General features: G+C 31.7%; 20 protein-coding genes. 17 read left to right on the top strand and 3 right to left on the bottom strand.

Annotated features, from left to right (window positions below; translation table 11 throughout):
- Positions 1-2 precede the first annotated feature (2 nt).
- The gene (locus WDZ41_00950) at positions 3-452 is read right to left on the bottom strand and encodes a hypothetical protein (protein ID MEX0939909.1); all 450 of its coding nucleotides are present in this window, start codon (positions 450-452) and stop codon (positions 3-5) included.
- A 149-nt stretch (positions 453-601) separates the two neighbouring features.
- Here WDZ41_00950 and WDZ41_00945 point away from each other — a divergent pair, with 149 nt between their 5' ends.
- The 5 genes from WDZ41_00945 to WDZ41_00925 all read left to right on the top strand — a co-directional run bounded on the left by WDZ41_00945 (position 602) and on the right by WDZ41_00925 (position 6,204).
- The gene (locus WDZ41_00945; GenBank protein ID MEX0939908.1) at positions 602-1,273 is read left to right on the top strand and encodes a queuosine precursor transporter; all 672 of its coding nucleotides are present in this window, start codon (positions 602-604) and stop codon (positions 1,271-1,273) included.
- Positions 1,270-2,400 carry a tRNA guanosine(34) transglycosylase Tgt gene (tgt, locus tag WDZ41_00940; protein ID MEX0939907.1) on the top strand — a complete coding sequence of 377 codons (1,131 nt, stop codon included), beginning with the start codon at positions 1,270-1,272 and terminating at the stop codon, positions 2,398-2,400. Before WDZ41_00945 ends, tgt begins: the two co-directional genes overlap by 4 nt.
- 2 nt (positions 2,401-2,402) lie before the next feature.
- Entirely contained in the window at positions 2,403-3,149 is a 747-nt protein-coding gene (locus WDZ41_00935) for an RNA methyltransferase (GenBank protein MEX0939906.1), read from the top strand.
- Positions 3,150-3,227: 78 nt separating this feature from the next.
- Positions 3,228-4,529 (top strand): amino acid permease, encoded by a 1,302-nt coding sequence (locus WDZ41_00930; GenBank protein ID MEX0939905.1) that lies wholly within the window; start codon positions 3,228-3,230, stop codon positions 4,527-4,529.
- A 70-nt stretch (positions 4,530-4,599) separates the two neighbouring features.
- Positions 4,600-6,204: an ankyrin repeat domain-containing protein gene (locus WDZ41_00925; GenBank protein MEX0939904.1), complete on the top strand. Its 1,605-nt coding sequence runs from the start codon at positions 4,600-4,602 to the stop codon at positions 6,202-6,204.
- Position 6,205: 1 nt separating this feature from the next.
- Here the strand turns inward: WDZ41_00925 and mraY are convergent, their stop codons facing one another.
- Positions 6,206-7,267: a phospho-N-acetylmuramoyl-pentapeptide-transferase gene (gene mraY / locus WDZ41_00920; protein ID MEX0939903.1), complete on the bottom strand. Its 1,062-nt coding sequence runs from the start codon at positions 7,265-7,267 to the stop codon at positions 6,206-6,208.
- A 373-nt stretch (positions 7,268-7,640) separates the two neighbouring features.
- Between mraY and WDZ41_00915 the strand changes: the two genes are divergently transcribed.
- The 10 genes from WDZ41_00915 to WDZ41_00870 all read left to right on the top strand — a co-directional run bounded on the left by WDZ41_00915 (position 7,641) and on the right by WDZ41_00870 (position 18,799).
- Positions 7,641-8,249 (top strand): hypothetical protein, encoded by a 609-nt coding sequence (locus WDZ41_00915; GenBank protein MEX0939902.1) that lies wholly within the window; start codon positions 7,641-7,643, stop codon positions 8,247-8,249.
- 146 nt (positions 8,250-8,395) lie between these two features.
- Entirely contained in the window at positions 8,396-10,213 is a 1,818-nt protein-coding gene (mnmG, locus tag WDZ41_00910; protein MEX0939901.1) for a tRNA uridine-5-carboxymethylaminomethyl(34) synthesis enzyme MnmG, read from the top strand.
- A gap of 50 nt (positions 10,214-10,263) precedes the next feature.
- Entirely contained in the window at positions 10,264-10,923 is a 660-nt protein-coding gene (locus WDZ41_00905; protein MEX0939900.1) for a hypothetical protein, read from the top strand.
- Positions 10,920-11,687 carry a prolipoprotein diacylglyceryl transferase gene (locus WDZ41_00900; protein ID MEX0939899.1) on the top strand — a complete coding sequence of 256 codons (768 nt, stop codon included), beginning with the start codon at positions 10,920-10,922 and terminating at the stop codon, positions 11,685-11,687. The genes WDZ41_00905 and WDZ41_00900 overlap by 4 nt, the downstream gene beginning before the upstream one ends.
- Positions 11,674-13,470, top strand: a complete 1,797-nt coding sequence (dnaG, locus tag WDZ41_00895) for a DNA primase (GenBank protein MEX0939898.1) — start codon at positions 11,674-11,676, stop codon at positions 13,468-13,470. Before WDZ41_00900 ends, dnaG begins: the two co-directional genes overlap by 14 nt.
- Positions 13,467-15,440, top strand: coding sequence for an RNA polymerase sigma factor RpoD (gene rpoD, locus WDZ41_00890; GenBank protein MEX0939897.1), 1,974 nt, complete (start codon positions 13,467-13,469; stop codon positions 15,438-15,440). The genes dnaG and rpoD overlap by 4 nt, the downstream gene beginning before the upstream one ends.
- 35 nt (positions 15,441-15,475) lie before the next feature.
- Entirely contained in the window at positions 15,476-16,777 is a 1,302-nt protein-coding gene (locus tag WDZ41_00885; GenBank protein MEX0939896.1) for a hemolysin family protein, read from the top strand.
- Positions 16,778-16,905: 128 nt separating this feature from the next.
- Positions 16,906-17,349, top strand: coding sequence for a hypothetical protein (locus WDZ41_00880; GenBank protein ID MEX0939895.1), 444 nt, complete (start codon positions 16,906-16,908; stop codon positions 17,347-17,349).
- Positions 17,334-18,089, top strand: coding sequence for a hypothetical protein (locus WDZ41_00875; protein ID MEX0939894.1), 756 nt, complete (start codon positions 17,334-17,336; stop codon positions 18,087-18,089). Before WDZ41_00880 ends, WDZ41_00875 begins: the two co-directional genes overlap by 16 nt.
- Before the next feature lie 8 nt (positions 18,090-18,097).
- Complete coding sequence (locus WDZ41_00870; protein MEX0939893.1) at positions 18,098-18,799, top strand: hypothetical protein; 702 nt, start codon at positions 18,098-18,100, stop codon at positions 18,797-18,799.
- Between the two features lie 56 nt (positions 18,800-18,855).
- On the opposite strand, the gene WDZ41_00865 is transcribed toward WDZ41_00870, so the two are convergent.
- Positions 18,856-19,773: a hypothetical protein gene (locus WDZ41_00865; GenBank protein ID MEX0939892.1), complete on the bottom strand. Its 918-nt coding sequence runs from the start codon at positions 19,771-19,773 to the stop codon at positions 18,856-18,858.
- Positions 19,774-19,963: 190 nt separating this feature from the next.
- Between WDZ41_00865 and WDZ41_00860 the strand changes: the two genes are divergently transcribed.
- Both WDZ41_00860 and WDZ41_00855 read left to right on the top strand, forming a co-directional pair.
- Positions 19,964-22,036 (top strand): hypothetical protein, encoded by a 2,073-nt coding sequence (locus tag WDZ41_00860; GenBank protein ID MEX0939891.1) that lies wholly within the window; start codon positions 19,964-19,966, stop codon positions 22,034-22,036.
- A 74-nt stretch (positions 22,037-22,110) separates the two neighbouring features.
- Positions 22,111-22,536, top strand: a complete 426-nt coding sequence (locus WDZ41_00855) for a hypothetical protein (GenBank protein ID MEX0939890.1) — start codon at positions 22,111-22,113, stop codon at positions 22,534-22,536.
- Positions 22,537-22,823: the final 287 nt, after the last annotated feature.

Here is a 22,823-nt window from a genome sequence, read left to right as displayed (position 1 = left end):
TATTATTTTTTCCAATGGACCGTTAACATATTATTTATTAAGTGCTCAGTAAATTCATATTCTGACCAATATCTTTTTAGTTTTTCTTTCAATAACCTAAAAGACGATAATGACAATTCTTTAATTAACTTTTTTCCTAATGTGGTTGGAACAAAATTTTCCGTAATTCTTCCTAATATTCTATCTTGCAAAACTTCAGATTCAATATCTTGAGCTAACTTGAATTGCGCAACAACATTGTTAACCGTTAAAGGACAACATTGCATAATAAAATTTTCCCACTCTTTTTTTGAACATTCTTTAAGATCAAGTTCATTATTTAAAATAGCTTGATTAAATTCTTCAGGTAAAATTTCTTGAATACTGCGTTTTGAAATTAATAAACGCCCAGCCATGATATCAATAGAAAAAATCATAAAAAATGCTAAAAATAGCATATAATTTTTTTTCATATCCCTCCTTTATTTTTTAATATGGTCTTTTTTTGTGAATCTATACCAGAAAATCATAATACTCAATAAAGAATTTTAGCTCTTTAAAATGGTAATTTTCTGAATTTTATTTATAATTAGTAATAAACACAAAGGATAATCTTGATATTATGAATGAATTAATTTTCGTTTTTCAAAGTACATTTTTGATCGGCATAGCCCTTCTGGCTCTCTGGTTGGGCAAAGAAGCGCTCATAACCTTCGTTGCACTATCAGGCATTTTGGCCAATCTTTTTGTCGTTAAACAGATTACTCTATTTAATCTACAGGTAACGGCAAGTGATGCTTTTGCTATTGGTGCGGTAACCGGTCTGAATCTATTAAATGAATATTATGGACGCCTATCTACTCGCAAAGCACTTTATATTGCATTTGGCGCTACGGTAGTCTTTACTATTTTTAGTACTATCCATCTATGCTATCAGCCTAATTGGTGCGATACGAGCCATTTGCATTTTAATGCAATACTGGGCAATACGCCACGTATTGTAATAGCTTCATTATTTTCGTATTTTACTTCCCAAAGCATAGAATACCGGTTATATTCACTGCTTAAAACAGCAACAAATGGGCGGTATCTGGTTTTAAGAAATATAATAACCATGACAGTGTCACAAGGCATTGATACAATACTTTTCAGCTTTTTAGCTTTATACGGTATAGTGGGCAATATTTTTGACGTTATTCTGTTTGGTTATGCTATTAAAATTATAACGATAACCAGCATGAGCCCCTTTATTTGGCTCTCTAAATATATTCCAAAAGAAAAAATCGCCTCATGAATACCTTTAAATTTGAAGTAATTCATCAATCAAAAAAATCTCGTGCACGGGCAGGAAAAATTCATACACCACATGGCATCATTGATACGCCTAATTTTGTCGCCGTTGGCACTAATGCTACGCTGAAGGCTCTCGATTCAAAAACTATCGAAGATATTGGCTTGCAATTAATGTTTTGCAATACCTATCATCTTCTACTTCAACCTGGTACGGATGTGGTAAAAAAAGCAGGTGGTTTGCATACTTTTATTAACCGAAAAAGTCCTATTATAACCGATTCTGGTGGCTTTCAAGTATTCAGTCTTGCTTACGGCACCGTTAAAGATGAGCTTAAAAGTAAAGGTAAGAAAAAATATGATAATTCTGTAATAAAAATTGATGAAGAGGGAGTGCTCTTTCGTTCTTATCGCGATGGCTCTCCAGTTTTACTTACACCCGAAACTTCAGTACAAGCACAAAAAGATTTGGGTGCCGATATTATTATTCCTTTTGATGAATTGCCACCCTATCATATTGATCCTAACGCATTAAAACGTTCACTCGATCGCACACATCGATGGGAAAAAAGATCGCTCGATGAACATTTAAAAAATCCAAATAATCAGGCGATGTATGCAGTTATTCATGGTGGTATTGATAAAAAATTACGCATAGAAAGTGCTCAATACCTAACCAGTCTTCCATTTGATGGATTCGCCATTGGAGGAAGCGTCGGAAAAAATAAACAAGAAATGATCGAAATGCTTACTCATCTCATGCCAACTTTACCAATTGATAAGCCTAATCATTTACTCGGCATTGGCGATTTACCATCTTTAGAGGCAGGAATTTCTCTTGGGGTGGATACCTTCGACAGCTCTCATCCAACTCGTTGTGCACGCCACGGACTCTTATTTACTAATAATGGCAATCTAAAGATTCTTAATAGTGCAAATAAAACTTCTTTTGAACCTATTGATAAGCATTGTACTTGTATGACCTGCAGAACATATACCCGTGCTTATTTGCATCATTTATTCAAAGCTAAAGAAATGACGGCATATCAGTTGGCATCTATTCATAATCTTCACTTTATGGTACAACTTATGCAAAACTATCGAAAACAAATATTAAATGATGAAATTTAATAATGAAACAAATAACTTCAAGGCAAAATCCTGAAATTATAGCCGTTAGTAAACTAAAAAATGCTAAAGGACGTTCTCAACAAAATAGATTTATTGCTGAAGGATTGCGAACCTGTAGTGCTTTAGTAAAAGCTGGATTAAATCCTCTACAGATTTATGTGACGGAACCAAATATTGATCATGTGAGATCTTTAGTATCAATAGATTATATAACTGAAACCACATCTGAAGTTCTTGATAAAATTAGTCAAACAAAAACGCCAAGTGGTATAATTGGCGTTTTTCCTATCAAACCACAACCACAGCCTTCAAAACTTTCTGAGGGCATAGTTCTTGCTCAGATCACTGATCCTGGAAATATGGGCACTCTCATTCGTACGTGCGCTGCTATGGATAAAAAATCAGTTGTTATCATTGATGGTGTCGATCCTTGGAATGCAAAAGTTATTCAAGCAAGTGCTGGTGCTATTGCACAAATTGATATTTTTCAATGGACATGGCAAGAATTATTACATTATAAAAAAAATTTGAATCTTATCGGCTTAATTGTACATGGCGGTAAATCTATGCATGAAATCAATACTAAAAACGCATTACTTGTTATTGGTAGTGAAGCACAAGGAATTCCCACTGAATGGCTTTCTGATTGTGATCAATTTGCCACTTTAGCAATGCCAGGCGGCATTGAAAGTTTGAATGCTGCAGTAGCTGGTTCCATAGCCATGTATTTAGCGTGGGCCAATCAATAATTTTTTGATGAATTATTTTATTAGTTATGTAAATAAAGTTATAGTTTAAATAATAAATTTACATACAAGGATTTTTTAATGGCAGAAACTGGCAAATTGTCTTTACGGTCAGCCACTTTAATAAATATTAATATTATGTTTGGTACTGGCGTATTTATTAATACCATTAACCTCATTAAAATTGCTGGTTTTTTTGGTTTTGTAAGCTATTGTTTAGTTGCCTTAATCTTGTTGCCATTGATTATTGCAATCACTCAGCTTATACAAAAATACCCTGAAGGTGGTTTTTATGCGTATGCCGCGTATGAATTAAGTCCTTTTTGGGGGTTTTTAAGCACTTGGGCTTATTTTATTGGTAAGCTTGCTTCTGCAGCATTACTTATTCATGTTTTTTCGTTGCTTATGCAAACCATTATTTTTACTCTTGCAACTATTAATCCCTTTATTCTAGATATTTTTACTCTTGCACTATTTATGTGGATTAATCATTATGGCTTAAAAACAAGCACACGAATTACCTATTTATTTATTTTTTTAAAATTAGTGCCGATTATTTTTGTAATTCTCGCCGGTATATATTTATTTAATCATTGGACTATTCCTGCTCAAACATTAAAATGGGCTGCCATTCCAAGTACTATACCGCTTGTATTATATGCTTTTCTTGGCTTTGAGGCCGCCTGTGCATTGAGTCAAACGATCGAAAATCCACAGAAAAATGCAGTTCGTGCTATTTTTTATTCTTTTATTTTTACTATTACTATTACCATAATTTATCAATTGATTATTTTTTTAGTTTTAGGGACACTTTTATTTGAAAGTAATTCTTTTCTTGATATTTTCCCTTCTCTTTTCAAAACTTTTATCATAAATAATAAAGTATTAGTTCAACATATTATTAATATATTACATATTGCTGGTGCATCATCAGCATTGGGTGGTGCTTATGGTATGATTTTTAGTAATGCATGGAATTTGTATATATTAGCTGAACAAAAGCATATTTTTTTTGCCTCTTTATTTAGGCGCAAAAATCAATATGGCATCCCTTTTTTTTGCGTTTTATTTGAAGGATTAGTTTGTATAATGTATTTATTAACAACATTAGGGCATCAAACCACTCTTCAACAAATAAGCGTTTTAGGTGTAATCATTGCTTTTACTTTAAGTATTATCGCTCTTTTAAGGTTATCGTTTAATCAAGGCAACTACTTTCCGCCTATTGCCTGGCTTGGTCTTGGCAGCTGCTTAATTTTATTAACGATGAGTATTAGAAACTTTACTGTAGCAAAAACAGAACATCTCATATTTTTTTTGTTTTATATTGTATTTGGTGTAATCATGTACTTATTTAAAAATTATAAATCTAAAAACATCTAAATACTGAGTTTTTAAAATGCATAAAATAATTTGTCTCATTTCATTCACTTTTTTTCCATTATCTTACTCAATGAAACAAAAAGTCTTAGTTAGGTCATTATCGCATTCTTCGGGTTTAGATAATTACAAAAAAGCTTTGCAACAAAAAGTTTCTAAAAAACAACCTCAGAATTTATTAATCGATGAAAAAAAACAATATAAAAACATAAAACTTCCTGTAGAAATTGAATTTAAGATAATAGAATCTTTAATTTCCCAATCACTGACAGAAAAAGAATATTTTTTTATAAGTAGTTTTTTAGATGATTTACTTTGCTATCGTTTATATAAAACACATCATACAAAAATTTATGAACTCAGGGCATTAATAACTACCTACCCAAATATTTTAAATGAGTATTGCAAAGCCAATATCAATACGGCTATAGATTGCTATTGCTTTAATTGGCAACTAATTAAAACATTATTTTCAGATCATAGAATAAATCCAACAACAGCTTTGCATCATTTAATATTAAATGAAGATATAAATAGATTTACTAAAATTTTAGCTTTAGTAGACCCAAAATGGATTATAAATAATAAAAAATTAATAGAAATCGCTTTAACTACAAAAAATAATAAATTTTTAAATGAGCTACTTGCAAAAGGGGCTAAACCGTCTATACAACAGATTGGTATATTAACAAAAAAACCTAATAATACCGGTAATGAGTATGATCTATTATTAAAGTACAACATTATTACCCCTGATCAGCTAGCAATGCTTAATGATTTTTCTTTGTTTAAGTGCTTAGTGACGAAAAATTTAGTAAATATAAACAAAAAAAACCTTTATGGATCAACTCTTTTACATATAGCAGTGGAGAAAGGCGATTATAAATTAGCTGAAAATTTATTAAAGAAAGGTGCATCACTCAACATATTAGATTCCCAAGATAAAACAGCATATTTATATGCACTAAAAAAAATAAATAAAAAACACCATGACTGGAAAATATTTTTTTTACTGTTGCAATATGGCGCTCAATTAAATGAAATAGATAAATTAGCAATATTAAATAATATTAATTCTTATTCTAATTCTTTAATACCTACTGAAGATTTTTCTATTATCAAAAACTATATGAAAACGACAGCAGAAGCTATTTTAACTTTACATCAATATTATCCATATAATGAAAATGAATCCTCCATTATCGATTTAACACCAATCGAAAAAGAATTTATGCAACTAATCGACCCACATTTTGTTTCTTTAGCTGAAGAAGCTATTGTTTCTTATGAAAATAAATTAATCAAAATAACAACTCTTTCAAAAATAAATAATGTAAATGAATATATCCATGAATTATTATCAATGATAATTAATACCCCCTGGATGCTTTTTAAACATAGTTCAGCTTATGACACACACTTTGATATTGAACCTCTGGAAAATATATTTAAAAAACATATTCCAATTGTAAATCAAAAAATTGAGCAAAAAAAGTTAGAAATCAAAAAAGAAAAAACAAGACTTAAAAGTTTTAAAATAATATTGGGTCTTATTAGTTTTCATTTTGCTTATTCATTATTTTCTAAATTATTTTTAAATAAAACTATTAAGGCTTTCTTATTTTCTTATTCTTCATATTCAAAAAACCTCTTGAACACATATTTTTTTAAATATTAATTTAACGCATTTTTATCGTCATTAAAGCAAGCAAACACAAAATAAGAGAAATAATTCCAAATCGTGCGGTAATTTTTGATTCTGGCCAACCAAGCAGCTCAAAATGATGATGAATTGGCGCCATTCTGAATATTTTTTTTCCAAATAATTTATATGAGCCAACTTGCGTTATTACTGAAAGTGCCTCGATTACAAATAACCCTCCAGAAACAGACAATAAGATTTCTTGTTTTGACAAAAGTGCCATTAATGCCAAACCACTGCCAAGCGCTAAAGAACCAACATCTCCCATAAAAATTTGTGCCGGATATGCGTTATACCACAAAAATCCTATCGAAGCGCCCACAAGTGTTGCACCAATAACGGTAATTTCTGCACTGCCAGCAAATGGAATATGCAAATAATGCGCAATTTTATAGTGACCAGCCAAATAACAGAGTATGGAAAATATTACAAAATTCGGTATTAGTGAAGTAATTGCCAAGCCATCAAGCCCATCAGTTAGATTAACTGCATTACTACAACCTACAATAATAAAAACTGCCCAAACTAAATAAAACCAACTAATATCAGGCATTAACCATTTAACAAAAGGGAAACTTACCGTCGTTGATAAGCCATTCATAATAAAAAGAAAAATAGTAACTGCACTTATAAATACTTGTAATTTAAATTTTAAACCAGCACTCATTCCTTTACCATGCTTGATCTTGGCCCAATCATCGTAAAAACCGATTGCACCAAAACCAATCAAACAACCTAAAAAAATCCATATATCTGTTTTATACCAATTACACCATAATAAAATATTCAAGGTAACAATTGCTAAAATAAACAATCCACCCATTGTCGGCATGTTATCTTTAGCTCGATGAGAAGAAGGTGTCCATTCTCGTGCTTTTGATCTAAAAAATCGCTTTGAAGTCTCGATAAATTGTTGCCCAAAGAGAAAAGAAAAAAAAATTGAACTCAATAAAGCAGCCATTGCACGAAAACTAACATAATGCACTACATTAAAAAAAGACCAAATGGATTTTAAATAATAAGCTATATGATAAATCATGATTTTCATTCCTAATTAATTTATTTATAATTAGCATCATAATAGAATTAACAAAAAAAGTGACAATAAAACTTACTTTTTATCCAAAGGAATTATCTAAATAGAAAACTAAATCAATTAGCTATTGCCAAGATTTATTCAAATAAAGAATTAAAATCTGGTCGTTGCCTACGTCATACAAAAAACAATAATATGGCGATAATATTACCCATAAGGCATTTTGATGCATAAAACAAAGACTATGGCATACGCAAACTAACCATTTCTCTTGATAAGCCTTTTGACAAAGCATTCTTTTTGATTAAGAATTAGAGTATGCTAACTGGAATTTTACAGATTATTCTACATCCTAGAAATTATAGGAGGAAATAATATGAAATTATTATCATTGAAAAGAAAGTCGTTATCACTGAGTTTATTGATCGGTTGTGCACTCGCAACATCAATGACAGAACGCACAATTGCTGCAACACATCAAAGCAATGTGGTTACAGTTAATGTAAATGCAGAAATCGAACGCATCATTAATGCATGTTTATTTAACTTTGAAGGTGCATTTAAAAATAAACCACTTTATGAATTCATAGATGAGCTTCTTTCTTTGCTTGAAGCAAATAAAGAACATCCTCAAGTAAAAGGCAACGCAAAACTTAGAGAATTTGTTACTGCTTTAAAATCAATTCGCAATAATCGTATTTTTAGTGTTGTATCAAAAACTTTTGTCAAATATCGCGACTTATTATCCAAAGACACTCGTAAACGTCTTATCAATAATGGTGGCATTGCTGGTCTTAAAAAGCGTCTGCAAATTAAACCTGTTGCTGTTCAAAATACTGCAACTCCTGCTGGAACTGAAGCAGAACAAGTTGCAATTAATAATGATATTGATGAAACAAGCCAATCAAAAATAAATCAAATTGTGGGTTATTTAGCACTTGCACTTGAATATGCAAAAATGTATAACCCATTTGCAAAATCATAAGGGAAATGGAGGTACATTCATTCGGTTAACGAATGGGTGTTAATTGCTATCAGAAACCAGTTAGGATATACTTAAATCGTAGGATATTGCTCTCAGTGAGTATATACCCTACGATTTTTTAATTGATTTTTACTTTAAAAGATTTTATGAAGAAATTGCTAACTGATTTTGATGTTATTGTAGTCGGCGGTGGGCATGCCGGCATTGAAGCAGCTCATATTGCTGCTCAGATGGGTTCCAGAACCCTTCTCATTACTCTTGATCCCAATAAAATAGGTACTATGCCTTGCAATCCTGCTATCGGTGGTATTGGCAAAGGGCATATTGTGTTTGAAGTGAGTGCCTTAGGTGGTCTTATGCCTAAGCTTTGTACTCAAACGTATTTACAAGCTCGTATGCTAAATACTAAAAAAGGACCTGCCGTTCAAGGGCTACGATTACAAATTGATAAAGAATCTTATAGTAAACTTAGCAAAACATATCTTGAATCAATCAATAATTTAACTATTTTGGGCGATACTGTCGAAGATATTATCGTTAATAATAATATTATTGAAGGGGTAAAAACCGCTCAAAACCAGATATTTCGTGCTCCTTGTGTTATTTTTACTACTGGTACTTTTTTAAATGGCCGCGTTCATATCGGTTTAGAAAATTTTGCAGCAGGACGGCGTGGTGAAAATGCGGTAACTGGTCTCTCAAAAAGCCTCACTAAGCTCGGTCTTCAAATGGGGCGCCTTAAAACAGGTACACCCCCACGTTTATCAAGAGAAAGTATTGATTTTTCTAAGCTTACTTTGCAACAACCTGATAACTTAAAGTTTTTGTTTGAATTTACACCCCATGAGGCAAAACACACTCGAGATTGTTACATCACGTATACTAATGAAAAAACTCATGAAATTATTAGGCAAAGCCTCCATTTATCCGCAATGTATAGTGGTAATATCTCTGGGAAAGGCCCTCGCTATTGCCCGTCAATTGAAGATAAAATAGCACGTTTTCCTGATAAAACTGGCCATCATATTTTTGTTGAACCAGAAAGCGCTTCCACGGAGGTTGTTTATCCGAGTGGTATTTCAACTTCATTACCGCTCGAAACTCAAAAACAATTTATTAATTCTATTAAAGGCTTCGAAAACGCCGAAATTATATATCCGGGCTATGCAATTGAATATGATTTTGTATACCCACATCAACTGAATCATACACTTGAAGTTCGTCATGTTAATGGTCTTTTTTTAGCAGGACAAATTAATGGTACAACTGGTTATGAAGAAGCAGCAGGACAAGGAATTATTGCCGGTATTAACGCACATTTAAAAGCACATAAACAACCGTCGTTTATTCTTTCCCGTCATGAAGGATATATCGGTGTTATGATCGATGATTTAGTCTCGCTCGGCATTGATGAACCATATCGCATGTTTACTTCTCGTGCAGAATCACGTTTAACTTTACGTCAAGATAATGTTTTTTACCGGCTTGCTGATAAAAGCTATAATCTTGGCCTTATAGATAAGTCCTTTTATGAAACTATTCAAAAAGAACAACATATTATTCAAGATGCAATTCGTGATTTAAAAAATGGTAAAAACAATGAAAAACTACTTGCTTTATTGGGCAAAGACGAACAAAATATAGCACAACTTCACCAAATGACTAATAATACCCTTAATGAACGCAGCATTCAATCTCTATGGGCTGAGATTCGTTATGAACCATATTTAAAACGTGAGCAACGTGAAATAGAAAAAGCAAAAAAATATCAAACACTCATTATACCGGCTGCTTTTGATTATACTGACTTACCCGGATTATCAAAAGAGCTTCAAGAAAAGCTTAAAAAACATAAGCCTACCTCTATTGCTCAAGCTGCATTGATTCAAGGAATAACACCGGCTGCTATTTCCGTATTAATATTCAAAATACAAGAATTTGAAAAAAAACATAAAATTCATTAACTTAACCTAACTGAGATCAAACAAAAGGATCTATACTTAGCAGGATTTTAATGAAAAAAACAGTGTATATATTTATTATTTTTTGTACTTTTTTTTCTCTATTTATTTTTTCTCAAAAAGGTCATTATTCTACAAAAAAACAGCAGAAAAGTTTAGAAAGTAATCAACAACATAATGATTCAATAAAGCAAACTTCTCTCTGTTTTAATAATCAAGAAAAAATTTCATTAGATTCTTCAAAAGAAAAAGAATCCGACAAGAGTAAAAACTTAATATTGGAGAAGCCCATAAAATCAACGAAAAAAGAAAATAGCACTTCTATTTTAAAAAAAGATGAAAAAAAAACTCGCATTATCACAATACATAATAAAATAACAAAGGATATGGTTACTTACCGAAAACCTCCCGCACCATGGCCAGTTATTCCAGAAAAATTCATTGTTTCAATACAAAATAAAGAAATCGATTTAAATACAAAAAAAACTTTCGAATTAACTGAAAATAACCTTCAAATTTGTTATGAATGTGAATTTAAAAAATGGGGAATTTTATATCATCGCGAAAATCATGCTGTTGAATTTAATCTATCAAAAAAAGAAACTGATTTCGATTTAGAATTTACTTGGGAATCTGATTTCCGCCTTGATATTAAAAATGCTTCACCAATAAATTTTGTAAACCTTGATACCCTTAAAACAAAAAAACGATGAAAATCTTACATTTATTTGGCCCTATTTATATACAAAGTTATGGCATCTGTATCGCTCTCGGGCTTCTTGCCTTTATGAATCTCATGTATCGTGATGCTCGAAGAGCGGTCTTGCTTACTTATGATCAATTTATTTCGCTTATCACCATTGGTATTGCCGCTGCAATAATTGGTGGACGTGTTTTATATATTCTTACGGAGTTTTCATATTTACATTCAATTAATATATTTGAAATCTGGCATGGTGGTTTTTCCGTTTTAGGAAGCATAATTGCAGTTATTGCAACCATTCCTTTTTTTCTTAACAAACATGGTATACCACTATTTTCAACGCTTGATTTATGCGCAACCTATGCACCACTTTTACAAAGTATTTCCCGGATTGGTTGTTTTTTTGCCGGCTGTTGCTTTGGAAAACCTACCAATTCTTTTTTTGGTATTATGTATTCTACTCCTTTTGAAATTGCACCAGCATTGATAAAAATTCATCCTACTCAGCTTTATAGCTCTATTATCCTTTTTAGTATTTTTCTTTTTTTATATATCTACCGGAAAAATAATTTCTTTGATGGATCATTCTTGTATATCTATCTAGTCTGCGCTAGCTTAGAACGCTTTTTTGTTGATTTTTTTAGAGGAGATCAGCAATTTTCTAATTCTTTGCCATTATTTTCAATAAACCAATGGCTTTCTTTATTTATTTTTTGCGGCGCAACTTGTTTCTTTTGCATAAGATACTACAATAAATCATATGAACCTCTTTAATTACATAAAAAATAATGTTTCCATACTCGAAGTAATAAGCGAATATGCTACCCTTAAAAAAGCGGGCCTCTATTATAAAGGAGTTTGCCCATTTCATCATGAAAAAACAGCTTCTTTTACGGTCAGCCCTCACAAAGAAATATTTTATTGCTTTGGCTGCCATATCGGTGGTGATGTTATTAATTTCATTAGCAAAACTGAACATTGCACCCCTTTACAAGCAGCACAATTCTTAATTGAGCGCTATCGATTAATAATTCCTAAAAATATTTCTATTGATTCTGATCAAGATGATCGATTAGATGAAAAAAATCGTTACCATAATCTTTGTCAGCTAATTGCTTCTTGGTTTCACGAACAGCTTATAAAATCACCTGCTCTTTTGCGCTATTTAAAAAGCCGTGGCTTTGAAAAAAATGTTATCGAAAATTACCAAATCGGTTATTTTCCTGGCGGTTTTAAATCAATTGATCGTATCACCACTTACGCACAAAAAAACAATTTTTTAATTGAAGACCTCATCGTTGCAAATCTAATATGCGAAGGGAAAAACATTTTATATTCTCCCTTTGAAGAGCGCATAATATTCCCGATAAAAGATAATCTGGGGCGAATATGTGGGTTTGGTGGGCGTGTCTATAAAAAAGATGATGATCGCCCTAAATATTATAATTCACGAGAAAATAAATACTTTTTAAAGGGGTCATTACTTTTTGGCCTTGATCAAGCAAAAAAAGCAATTCAGCAAAAAGAAGCAGTATTTTTAGTAGAAGGATATACTGACTGTCTGGCAATGGCTCAACATGGATTTTTAAACACTGTAGCAACACTTGGCACTGCCTGCACCCTGGAACATCTAAAACGAATTTCTCGTTATGCCGATACCTTGTTTGTATTATATGATGGCGATAAAGCTGGTCAAAAGGCGGCACTTCGCCTTACTGAACTCAGTTGGCAAACTAATTTAGAGCTCAATATAATCAAGCTCCCTCAAGGAGAAGATCCTGCCTCTTTTTTGCAAAAAGGTGCTGACTTGCCTTCATTAATCGCTCAATCAGAGGATATTTTTCTATTTTGCCTTCAATCAAGTACTGAAGGCTTTTTTGAAAAAACAATTAACGAAAAAGTGACAACCATTCGTCATTTAATGAATATTATTGTAACTATACCTGATGCATTAAAAAAAGAAATGCTCTTACAGCGGGCTTCTAAAGCCTTTGATATTCCCCTGCTATCATTAAAAAAAGAACTTATTCTGCTGGCAAAACAAACCCAAAAACCCCTTAACTCTTATCAAGAACCAGATAAAGAAGTTGAAAACTCTGAAAATATTACCCTAAAGACCATATTGCAAGAAATACCAATCTTGGAAAAAAAATTATTTTCTGTTATAATAAATAATGTGGATTTGATGCAGCCAGAAGATGAAACGTATGTAGAAACATATTTAAGTCAGCCCTTGCAGGTATTTTTTAAAAAAATAAAAACAGAAAAAAAAGGAGGTACCAATCAATTTGATTTCGTTCAATTTTTTGATGTGCTCAATGAAAAAGAAAAAATATTAATTAGTCATCTCCTACTTGAATGTCAGGAGTATGAAGGACCAGAAAACTTTGAGTATTTACTTGAGCAATTTCAAAAAAAAAATTGGAAATCATTTGTCATGGATACCAAAATAAAACTTGCACGAGCTAAACAAGCACAAGATGAAAAAACAATGCGGCAAATTTTGCATCAATTTCAAGAATTGAAAAAAAAGTTATTGCATAAGGGACTCGTATGATAAAAAAAGTAATCTCAAAAAAAATAGAAAAAAAAGAAATTGATACTAAAAAAACAAAAAAATTAGCACAGCCAAAAAAAGATATGCCTGCAAAAAAAGATATGCCTGCAAAAAAAGATGTTCCAATAAAAATGGAAGATAAAGAAACCGATGTTAAAACTGGTATTTTTAAAGTTGTTCTGGAAAAAGGACAGCGAAGTGGTGCACTCACTTACGAAGAACTAGTTGAATTTGGTCAACGCTACCAACTTTCTGAGAAAGATGCTCATGAATTACTCCGCCTTCTTGATAAAGAAGGTATTGATATTATTGCTCATGATGAGCTTGAAAGTACTCTCACGCTCGATGATTTTCAAAAAGATGAAGAAAAAGGCGTAAAGCCAAAATTTGAAGAACTCGATTTTGAAGGCGAATCTGATGAAGATACAGATGAACCTTCTGAAGAAGCAGAAGCTGAAGAAGAAGAGGAAGTTATTACCGTTCGTGAACCAGCCGGTGTAGCTCAACTTACTGATGGCGTAAAAGTATATTTACGAGAAATTGGTAAAATTCCATTATTGAACAAAAAAACTGAAAAAATTATTGCTGATCAAATAGCATCAGGAAAACGTGAATCAATAGAATCACTCTCTCGCTTCCCTTTCATCCACAAAGAATTTATTTCAATTGGTGAAAAATTACAAAAAGATACGGTTCCTCTTAAAGATATTATCCAATTTTCAGAATTCGGTCCTGAAAATTTACCAAAAATTGAAGAGGAAAAGCACACATTACTGCAAACTATCAATGTTATTAAAGACTTAATTGCTAACGAAGAAAAAATCTACTTAAGTTATCGTGGCAAGCTTGATAGTGAAGAAAAAAAGCAGGAAATGCTTGAAAAAGTTCGGCAAAATAAAGAAGAAATTAGCAAAACAATTCAATCGATTAAATTATCGAATAAATTGATTCGTAAATTTGCCAAACGACTTGAAAAGAACGTCAACAAAATAGAAGAACGTCAACAAGAAATTAAGCGTGACGAAATTCGTTTAAAAAACTTGCAATTAATAAAAGATCCTACCGAAGAACAATTGCAAGAAAAAGAAGCAATTGAACGAAATATTCGTGCCGCTCAAAAATTAATTAAAAAAATTGAAAATGAAATTGGCTTACCGCTTGAATTAGTTCGTACTTATTTTCAACAACTTCAAATCGGACTTCAAAAAGATAAACAAGCAAAAGATGATTTGGCAAAAGCAAATCTTCGTTTAGTGGTAAATATTGCCAAAAAATATATCAATAAAGGCCTTCATTTTCTTGATTTGATTCAAGAAGGTAATATCGGCTTAATGAAGGCGGTTGAGAAGTTCGAATTTGAACGTGGATATAAATTTTCAACTTATGCAACTTGGTGGATCAGACAAGCAATTACTCGTGCGATTGCCGATCAATCAAGAACTATTCGCGTACCGGTTCATATGGTGGAAACACTTAATAAAATTAACAAAATTAAGCGGGTATTCGTGCAAGAAAATGGTCGAGAACCAACACATACTGAACTTGCAAAAGAACTTAATATTGATGAAAAGAAAATTAAGAATATTATCAAAATTTCTAAAGAACCTGTATCACTTGAAACACCAGTTGGTGATAGTGAAGATGCGTTTATAAAAGACTTTATTGAAAATGAAAATGATTTCTCTCCTGCTGATACTGTAACCAGTAATGATCTTAAGGAACGAGTACGAGAAGTGCTTAAAACATTAACTCCTCGGGAAGAAAAAGTGCTCAAGATGCGTTTTGGCATTGATGTTGCTTCAGAGCATACACTTGAAGAAGTAGGTAAGGATTTTTCAGTAACCCGTGAACGTATTCGTCAAATTGAAGTAAAGGCATTGCGTAAACTACGTCATCCATCGCGCAGCAAAAAGTTGCAATCGTTTTTTGATAAAGAATATGATAATATTTCGGGTGATTCCATAGAATAATGAATATTAAATTAAGAAAAGGATATATATAATCTATGCAGCCAGATTCGTATGTAAATAACTTTATGTATACAGAATTTATTGCATTTGTTATTTCGCTTATGGCATGTGCTCTATTTTCCTTTTTGGAAACTACAGTAACTGCTTTACGGTTATTTAAATTGAAAGAACTTGCAACAACTACACCACGTTATCAAGCATTATTTAAAACATTAGAAGAACGTCCTCAACAAGTGCTGATATCTATTCTAATTGCAAGTAGTTTAGCAAATGTGACCGCCGCAGCATTAATAACTAATATCATGGAAAATATTTTTACTCGATTACAATTATCGGGTGGGCTTGGTTTTTCTCTTGGGATTGGTATTGCTACCAGTTCTATTTTGATTTTTGGTGAAGTAATTCCAAAAAACTTTGCAAAAATATATGGCGAAAGACTTTTTAAATCAACCCTGTGGTTTACCAATATAATTTTTTATATTTTGTATCCATTCGTAACGTTATTAATTCGTTTTTCCTCTTTATTAGTAAGTTTTGTTGGCGGATCTACTATACCAACTGAATCGGTAGTTTCTGAACGTGAAATTCGTTTTCTAATTGATTACATCAATGAAAAAGGATTAATGGAACGCGAAAAAACTGCAATGCTTCAAAGCATTTTTAAACTTGGCAGTAAACAAGCTAAAGAAATAATGGTACCAGCAATTGATATTGTAATGCTTGATGTAGATTCCACTATCAAACAATCATTCGATGTATTTTCAGAATATCAATTTTCACGACTACCGGTATATCGTGAATCAAAAGATAATATTATCGGTATGGTTTTACAAAAAGATATTTTTGTATGCATGACTAAAGATCAAGAAAAACCGCTTGAAGACTTAATTCGACCAATTCTTTTTGTACCAGAAAGTATGAAAATCAATCAACTTTTGCGAGAATTCAGACAAAATCGTATGCATATCGCGCTCGTACTTAATGAATATGGTAGCATCACTGGTCTTGCTACGCTGGAAGATATTTTAGAAGAAATTGTAGGTGAAATCCGTGATGAATATGAAGCAGTACCAGAAAAAATAATTCCATTGAAGGAAAGCGATTGGCTTGTTGATGGTAGTGTTGATTTAGATTCTTTAGCACGTGTTCTTGATATTACATTTGATGTAGAAACAGCAGTTACGATCGGTGGATTTTTAACTGAACAATTGCAACATTTACCAAAAACCGGAGAACGCATTTTATATAAGGGATACTATTTTCATGTGCAACAGGCTAGCCCTAAACGCGTTTTACAAGTTCGCATTTTTCAAGAAAAAAATGATCAAGAAACATAAAATTATTCCCATGATTTAAAGTCATGGGAATTTCTATTTTTTTTGTAGTAAAAACATCTTACTTTTCATAGAACATTGACTTTAAAAAACTCTCCTCAATAGAATACAGAAAAAAGGAGATGTTTTTTATGAAGTATGGACTATTTTTTTTATTGTTGTTTCTAGGAATAATTCAAAATAATCTCGCTGCACCACGCCAAAAAATTCGTTCTCAATCAGAACAAGTAGTATATGTTCCTGTACCAACGCCTCCTTCTAATACCTCAGTTCCTATAAATCCTCTTGAACGAGATAAGCTAATGGATCAAGCTTTATTTGCTCATTTTGTTTCAATTTTAGGAAATTTTGGCAAAGTTCTTTTAGATCCTCACAATAAAGAAAATGTTACAACACATGTGGCAAATATGATCGACGGCATTGTCTCTGTTGCACAAACTGTAACAAGAAGCCGTATGCAGGCCGAAACGCCATTAGTTCTTAAACGAATTGCTTTAGCACTCATGATAAGCCTAGCACGACAACGCCACACTAAAAAACACGCGCTGCGTGCTCGTTCATGTCGCCATTGCTAATTATAGCTGAATATACCATTAAAGATTGTCTTCATCATCGCATTATATCATTTGCTTTGGCAATATTTTGCGGAATTCATGGGGTTGCACATGTAATTGGACAATCTCTTATTGGAAGTTATCATAAAATTTATCTTGATAGCGCACTGTTCGCATATCAATTATTTAGTTTTTCATTTATAATTTTATTTGCGATACCTTTTTTAAAAAGGCAGCAAAATTATAATACTTTTGCTTTTTTTCTAACTAAAAATATTTCTCGGGCAACTTTCATTATTAGTTCTGTATTAGGTTTTTTTATTATTTTTATCATGAGCGCAATTATTTTTTATGGAAGTTCAGTTTTATTAGGTTTTTATTTAACCAATCAATGGTTTTTATACTTACTTCCTGCTTATATTTTAATCGCCTTAGAAGGTATCTTCATAAGTATCTTTGGCTTCTTATATTCTTTATTATTTTCTTCGACACTTGCTTATTTTGCAACCAGTGCTACATATATTGTATGCTATTCGATACAAACATGGTATCTTGCAATATCAAAAACATCGCTCAGTATGTTTGGCTCAATGCTATATTATTTTTTGCCTGATTTACAACTATTGGATATTAAAAGTATAATAATATATCAACTTCCGATACCTATATTACCGTTATTTTTTGGTATACTTTATTTGCTTGTTTGGTGCATGTTCGTGTTATTACTCACTACCTGGGTTTTTGAAAAACATTATTTGTAGGAAAAAATATGAAAAAATTATTGTTAATAAGTATAATAATAGGTACTTTTCATCAAAGCTACACCGTAGATCCAATCAAAGAATTATTTATTAATCAGCCATGGGACTTCATGGAATACACGTTTATAATCAATGCGCAAAAGGAATCAACGACTATCCTAAATTATTTTAAAAGATATCTACCTACATTGAGCGTTGGCATTACTGCTGGCTATGCCACTGATATGCTTAGTTTAAATTATATTCCAAAGCAAAAGGATGATGTGCAATATCAATTACTTGCGCGTACATTTGGCGTCCCACTTTCAACAATACTTTCTGGTTACGGTGTATACCGCATAGTAAACCATGCTATAGAATATCGCATTAACTATAAAATTCTTAAAAAATTTATAAAACATTGGTCAACTAATAAGCCATTTACTCCGGCTACACTACAACCATCGTTTGAAACTTTATATGGCATTTATAGCAAGCATGGCGCTACTAAAAAATTTAATAAAATAGCACCAGAAATGATTAATTTAATTCATCAAGCAATCTATAAACATTTTCCTGAAAAATACCAAGATAAGCTCAATATTAAATCACAAACACAATCGTATAATTTTTTCCATACAGTCGTAACTTGGGATATCGCACGATTAATTGATACTTTAGCATATTGGATTTCTAAAACATACCGTTATTATGTACAAAATGAATCATAAAAAAAGGCCCTCATTTGAGGGCCTTTTTATTTCTTTTTTTTAATATTTTTATTTAATTACTTTGGGGCAAGCATTGCTAGCAACCCTACTGTTCCAGCAACACCAGTAGCAACGCCACCGGCTACACACGCAACGTATGGGGTACTTTTTGATAATACTTTTTTAAATTGATTTTCTTCTTGTTTAGCTGATTTAACAAGTTGCTCATGAAAAGATAATTGCTCTTGGATAAAACGTTTTTGCCAAAACTCTTTTTCTTCTTTTGTTTTTGCTTTATTACATTCATCCATAATATTACTTATCACTATAATATTATTACTTAGAATATTATTTGCTTTTCGCAAATCTTCACAAGTAGCTTTTTCATTTTTTTGCGCTTGATAATCACTTGAAAGAATTTCTGCCAATTTTTGCTGGTTTTCTGCCAATAATTGATTTTTTATTTTTTGATCAATCGGTAGTGTTCCTATAAATTGCTTATTTTTATCAAATAGATTTTTTAACTGTGTAAGAGCAGCTTGTTTAATACTGCCAAGTTCTTGCTCTTTTACAACTACTTCTTGCGGATTTGGAGATATATATTTATAAAAGTCTGAACCGTGTTGAACTACAAGTTGAACTAATAATTGTCCAGTTGTCTGACTTGCGCCAGCAGCAATTCCGTTTAGAGTATGACTTATAATTTGTTTCATTAAAGGATGTTCTGGTTTTGCTGGTTTTTTTTGATCAATGTCAATATTAAGACCGATATTAACATTATCTACAGGATTTCCACCAAAATTAATTTTATACTTTTTTGCATCATATTGAGTATTATTATCATCATCTGGTTCTACAACTCTAGTAGGATTATTATATTCTTCATTCTCTTTTTTAGACTCTTTTGAAGATTGCTCTTTTACTCGAATCTCTTCCATCCCAAAGCAATTAAAACTAAAACAAAAAATCATTAAAAAAGCTAAATATCTTTTCATCAAAAATCCCTTTATTACATTAACCTATAAATCATCTTAAATTATACGTTTTTTTTGAATTTCTATCAACTCCTGGTTTAACTTTTAAATATATATTTTAAATTTGAATTTATTTATATCATTGCAACATCCATCCAAATCATTTATTATCTAAATAGTAAATTGTTTATAATTCTTTTAGTCGGTTGTTATGAATTTTTCAAAAATATTAGTTATTAGCTTTATTGGCTCTTTATTTAATTATCATTGCTTATCTGCGGATGAAAAACTTCTCATTATTGATTCTGCACTTAATCATCCTTATGTTTATCGCAATACTCATGTTTTAGCGCAGTCAGTAGGTTTTTTGCCCGATTTTCGTCATATCACTGCAGTATCAAAAGACGATATTGAACATGCTCAAGCAATACTTTTAATTCTTGATCCGGCTTTTTTAAGTGCTACATCACGAGAACTTGCACAAAAACATAAAATAAGAAGTCCATTGTTAAAACAGATATATCAAGTTTTTGAAATAATCAAAAATCAAAAGAATAAAGTTATTATGATTGCATTACCATCAGTTGGCAATCATGTTGCTATTGGACTTTCGTATGTACAGAAAATTTTAAAGAAAATGGGCGTATTTAGTACTTCTCCTTTAGATCAATCTACCAAAGAATTACTCACACACCTACTTTATTCTGGTGCAAGCAAAAGTTATCGCTATGATACAGCCTTATTAATGGAACGAGAAAATAAAAACACACTGCTCAATATTCTTCACAATAAAAAAGTTAAAAACAATATAATTAAACCATTGCCAGATCGTAGTATTTTTGAAGCATATCCAAAAATTTCACCTTTATATCCACTTGGTTTTCATACTAAAAATCTTGCTACTGGTAATGATTTTATTATTACGAGCGCACAATACCTAACCTTCGCCGATATTGCCGAAAACTTTACTCTTAACCCGGTAGATTTTCAATTAAGACTAGCATTACTTTCTGGTTTGCAAGAAGTTTTTGCAATATTTCATACTCTTACTGGATCACATAAAAATAAAACAGTATTCCCAAAAAAATTGACTCCAGAATTCAGTCTGGCAGAAAAAAAACGTGCTCAACAAGAACGAAAACAAACAGTATTCCCAAAATATTATTGGATTGAAAAAGAAGGTATTGCATGCGGTTGGATGGCAATAGACCCATTTAATGGCAAAGAGAATGAAGTAGCTGAAAGATTGTTAAAATCGGGATTAAACATGCTCTGGCTACAACTTAACCCGGAAATATATTTCAGCGATAATGCTTTTAAAACCTCTGAACAAAAAAAAGAATTTCTTGAAAGTATTTTTCGATTTACTGCTGCACTCAAACAAAAATCGATTGAATTAAAATTACCACTTCCTCATGTTTTTATTGGCATGGAAATCTCAGGTAATTTTGGCACCAAGGCTCCTGTAGAAAGCACAAAAGATATGTATGGTAAAAATTATACTAAAGTCCCAAGTCCATTAGATTTTGAAAATTACTGGCAAAAAGAGGTTATTGAAGTTTTTGATCGTTTTTACGAAGAATGGCAACATAACATCAGTAATAATCTGCCGCTTGCTGGCATTTTCTTAGACTTTGAAATGTATCATGCGCAAAATCAAACTGGCCAATATACTAATTTAATGGATTTTTCTGATCTTGCTTGGCAAAAATTTTATATAGCAGACAATAATCCAAACTTGGCTAAACTTAACAAAGTTAACGATCGGGTTAAGTATTTAATTGAGCATAATCAATTGCAAAATTATTTTGGAGTTTTAAAACAAGAAGCAAAAAATATCGGCAAAAAAATTAAAAATCATATTAATAACAAACTACCTACTGCACTTATTGCTGCTTATAATATTACACTACCCCACTCATGGTTGTATAAAGGCATCATGGCTGGGCTTAGCTCGGCACAAGAACCGCTTATTTTAGCCACTTTTAATAATAATTTTTATGCCCATTATCAATGGCTTAAAAAAAATCAAATCTATCTTTATCACATGCCGGTTTTACTTTTTTCAAAACTACAAAAAGATACTGATTTTTCAAAAATAAAAAACCTATGGCAGCATCATGATGGTATCTGGTTTAATCGCTATTCTCGATTGGAAGAACCCCAAAAAACGAGCAATGAACAATGGGATTTTTCGTTGGAAACAACGCCATTAGAAACTAAAGACGTGATTAAATTAATGAACAATGCAATTCAATTAACTCGAAAAGAATTATACGAATAATAAAAAAATATTTACTCAATTACCAAATCATATTATAGTCCCTAGAAAAAAACCTAACTCAAAAGGACATGATAATGCTGATAATATTCTTAATTTTCACTTTTTTTTCTTTCTTAAATGTTATACCGCTCATTGCGGAGGAGCCAGGATCCTTTATGCGACCTCTTATTAAAAATAAGACTGATAAACCAATCAAAATTGTTATTGAATTTAATTGTCCTTCCGGAAAAATTAAAAAACTAGGAACTCTCATAAGACGTGGAAGAATTCCCCTAAAATATGGGCCGGTGATACTTGAACCTGGAACGAAACAAATAGCTACCCCTACCCCTATTACCAAAAAAGATAAAACCTGGACTTGGCAGCAAGCAATTGGCTTACTTTCTATCCAAACATATCCATTAAGCGGTTTTGCTGGATATCATGTTAAACATGAAGCAAACCCTGAAAACTCATCTGGCCTTATAATCAGCCTAATACCAGATCAGAAAAATAATTAATTTTGACAGGAGGAAATATTTGCAATTTGAAACTTTTATGGTATCTTAGATATAGATCCTAGCTTGCTAGGAAGAAGGGGGGCTGCTTTAAACTTCTAAGAACCTCCAGTTCTAGAAACCTCCATATTTTCCTCCATTCAATTAAGGCAGCCTCCAAAAAAATAGTCAAATTTTTCTTCTCATAGTTAAACTGAGTCTTTTTCGATAAATTACGCTTTTTAATCTCTGCCAAAATTCTTTTTATTTAAAATATTAACAACTTTCTTGATTAAATATACAAAGAAATA

It is taken from the genome of Candidatus Babeliales bacterium (genome assembly GCA_040879965.1).
GTDB lineage: Bacteria > Babelota > Babeliae > Babelales > JACPOV01 > JBBDJI01.
This window is presented reverse-complemented; position numbering and strand designations above follow the sequence as displayed.